The sequence below is a fragment of the Mycobacterium sp. E136 genome (genome assembly GCF_001666865.1).
GTDB lineage: Bacteria > Actinomycetota > Actinomycetes > Mycobacteriales > Mycobacteriaceae > Mycobacterium.
The window spans coordinates 1-2,683 of the sequence record NZ_LZJE01000371.1 but is presented as its reverse complement, the minus strand read 5'-3'; the positions used below and the strand labels follow the sequence as shown (position 1 = coordinate 2,683).

Genomic DNA, 2,683 nt, shown 5'->3' with positions numbered 1-2,683 from the left:
CGGCCGCCGCAGAGGGTTCCGGCGATTTCGTCGAGCAGGTCTCGTGCGAGCTTCCCCTGCAGGCGATCGCCGGGTTGATGGGCGTTCCGCAGGAGGACCGGATGAGGTTGTTCCACTGGTCGAATCAGATGGTGGGCGACCAGGATCCGGAGTACGCCCGCAACGACCCGACCGCCGCCTCGGTCGAGCTGATCATGTACGGCATGCAGATGGCCGCGGAGCGCAGCAAGAACCCGGGCGACGATCTGGTGACCAAACTCGTGCAGGCCGACGTCGAGGGGCACAAGCTCACCGACGACGAGTTCGGCTTCTTCGTCATCCTTCTCGCCGTCGCCGGCAACGAGACGACGCGCAACTCGATCACCCAGGGCATGATGGCGTTCACTGACTTCCCCGACCAGTGGGAGCTCTTCAAGAAGGAACGCCCCGCCACGGCCGCCGACGAGATCGTGCGCTGGGCCACGCCGGTGACGTCCTTCCAGCGCACCGCGCTCGAGGACACCGAACTGTCCGGGGTGCAGATCAAGAAGGGCGACCGTGTCGTCATGTTCTATCGGTCGGCCAACTTCGACGAAGAGGTCTTCGAGGACCCCTTCACGTTCAACATCCTGCGAGATCCCAACCCGCACGTCGGATTCGGCGGTACGGGTGCGCACTACTGCATCGGCGCGAACCTGGCCCGGATGACGATCGACCTCATCTTCAACGCGATCGCCGACGAGATGCCCAACCTGAGGCCGCTGGCTCCGCCCGAGCGACTGCGGTCGGGTTGGCTCAACGGCATCAAACACTGGCAGGTCGATTACGTCGGCGCGGGTACCGGCGGACAGTGACGGAGTCCTCCGCCTGACGTGTTCCCCCGATCGGCGGACACCACCGTCCTCCGCAGAAGCGTCCGATCGGTGGACGCGCAATGTCGTTCGGCGCCGGTAATTTCATTTCGGCACCTGAAGGAAGCGGGTGTCGAGGTTCTACCCGGACGGGATCGTCTACCAAGCCGGGTCTTGCTCGCAAGACCGGACTGTGGGATGTCCATCGGGGGCAAGCTTTGCCTGCAGTCCGTCCCGTCCGGGCCCCTCTTCTCGGTGCTTCCGCAAGCGGGAGTTCAGCCCGGCAACTGGCGTGATTACAGCCCATCCCCTATGTGGTGGTCTGGCTGCCCCAATTTGACCGGCGGGTTCGCCGGGTCGTATCGGTAGCACTGATGGAATGGCGACGTCACGCCGTTCAACTGCCCTTGAGGGCCGCCGAAGACGGGTTGCGATGCGACATCGACACAACGTGTCCAAGTGCCATCAGGCTGCACCGGGCCGTCGCAGTACAGCGCACCAAGAAAACTGGTCTCACAGTTGGTTCCTCCCGGATCGCCGGAATTGGAAGCAACCGCCATGCCGCTGCGGCGAGGCCCAGACCGACCAGTAGAGCGCTGTTCTTCATACGGTTGGCCCCTCGTCTGGGTGAAGTAATTCGGTTCCGTGACGACGCGCGTCAACGCGTGAACGGCCGGCCGTGATGCGGCCTTTCTGCTTGAGCCGCAATAGCTGTCGTTGGCCTGCTCATGATCGTTACTAGCCGCCGTGGGCGACACACCTCAGCAAACTCGAATGTAGGGAAATCCCTGATTCCTTTGCTGTGGATTCTCTCTAACCTTCAAGCAAGGTGAACCCGTGGCGGGGGCCGGGTCATCTCACATCAATCCATTTCAAAACGTGGGGGATACACGCATGATCAAGACCTTCGTCGTGGCCGTTTTCGTCGTCATGGTGCCTGCTATCGGCCTGGCGCCCGCTGCTCTTGCAGATGGGCCGTACGCGAACTGCAGCGCCGCGCACGCCGACGGTCGTTACGACATTCCGCAGGGCGATCCCGATTACTGGGATGGCGGCGACCGCGACCATGACGGCATTGCATGCGAGTCGTAACTTCGCGACTCATCGGTCGGTTCGCCGCTGGGCTCTGCTTCGGCCAAGCTCTACTGGTCGCTACTACGACGGCCGGCGTGGGCGTGGCGGTGCTCTCTTCGCCTATGGCGGTCGCTGACACCGTCACCGCAACGGCTGTGGTGTTGAACGTGGTCGACGGTGACACCATCGACATTCGCGACGACGTCAGGGGCCGGCTCCGCGTGCGACTTCTCGGGATTGATACCCCGGAAACGAAGAAGCCCGGCTACACCGTCGGCTGCTGGGGGCCTGAGGCAACGGAGTTCGCGCGTACGACGATGGTCGGGCAGCGAGTGGCTCTGGTCCCTGATTCCACGCAAGACCGCACCGACCATTACGGCCGTACCCTGGCATACCTTGTCCGAGCTGATGATTGGGACTACTCGGTCGAGGCGGCCCGCGCTGGCGCGGCACGCAGCTATGTATATGGCGGTGTGCCCGTGAGCCGCTACGCCGCAATAGCGGCGGCCGAGCGGGAGGCCAAGGAGGCAAAGCGTGGGCTCTGGGGCCCACCGTGCAATGGCGATACGGCTTCCAGACCGGCAACAGTCACGAGCGGGTCGGCGGCGACTGTTCCATCGCCGTCGCTCGCCCCGCCTCCCCCGGTACCTTCGGCGCCGGCGTCGCCCGCGAGCGTCTACTACAAGAATTGCGATGCAGCACGCGCCGCCGGGGCCGCCCCAATTCAGGTCGGCGAGCCGGGTTATCGCAAAGGGCTCGACCGAGACGGCGACGGCACC

The 2,683-nt window shown here is 64.2% G+C and carries 4 protein-coding genes; 3 read left to right on the top strand and 1 reads right to left on the bottom strand.

Going from position 1 to position 2,683, the window contains the following annotated elements; genetic code table 11:
* Positions 1–833: cytochrome P450 (locus A5698_RS25355; protein WP_068302658.1), on the top strand; the 833-nt coding region annotated here is incomplete at its 5' end.
* Between the two features lie 293 nt (positions 834–1,126).
* Here A5698_RS25355 and A5698_RS30070 read toward each other — a convergent pair.
* Positions 1,127–1,390, bottom strand: a complete 264-nt coding sequence (locus tag A5698_RS30070) for a CDGP domain-containing protein (RefSeq protein ID WP_502686726.1) — start codon at positions 1,388–1,390, stop codon at positions 1,127–1,129.
* Positions 1,391–1,724: 334 nt separating this feature from the next.
* Here A5698_RS30070 and A5698_RS25350 point away from each other — a divergent pair, with 334 nt between their 5' ends.
* Together A5698_RS25350 and A5698_RS25345 are read left to right on the top strand one after the other, a co-directional pair.
* On the top strand, positions 1,725–1,922 hold the full coding sequence (locus A5698_RS25350; protein WP_067085898.1) for an excalibur calcium-binding domain-containing protein: 198 nt from the start codon (positions 1,725–1,727) through the stop codon (positions 1,920–1,922).
* A gap of 77 nt (positions 1,923–1,999) precedes the next feature.
* Positions 2,000–2,683 (top strand): thermonuclease family protein (locus A5698_RS25345; protein WP_068302656.1); only part of this gene is annotated, 684 nt, incomplete at its 3' end.

What these genes read in the sequence shown, in the direction of transcription:
- A5698_RS30070 (WP_502686726.1), bottom strand. Translation starts at nt 1,390, where the DNA reads ATGGCGGTTGCTTCCAATTCCGGCGATCCGGGAGGAACCAACTGTGAG.
- A5698_RS25350 (WP_067085898.1), top strand. Translation starts at nt 1,725, where the DNA reads ATGATCAAGACCTTCGTCGTGGCCGTTTTCGTCGTCATGGTGCCTGCT.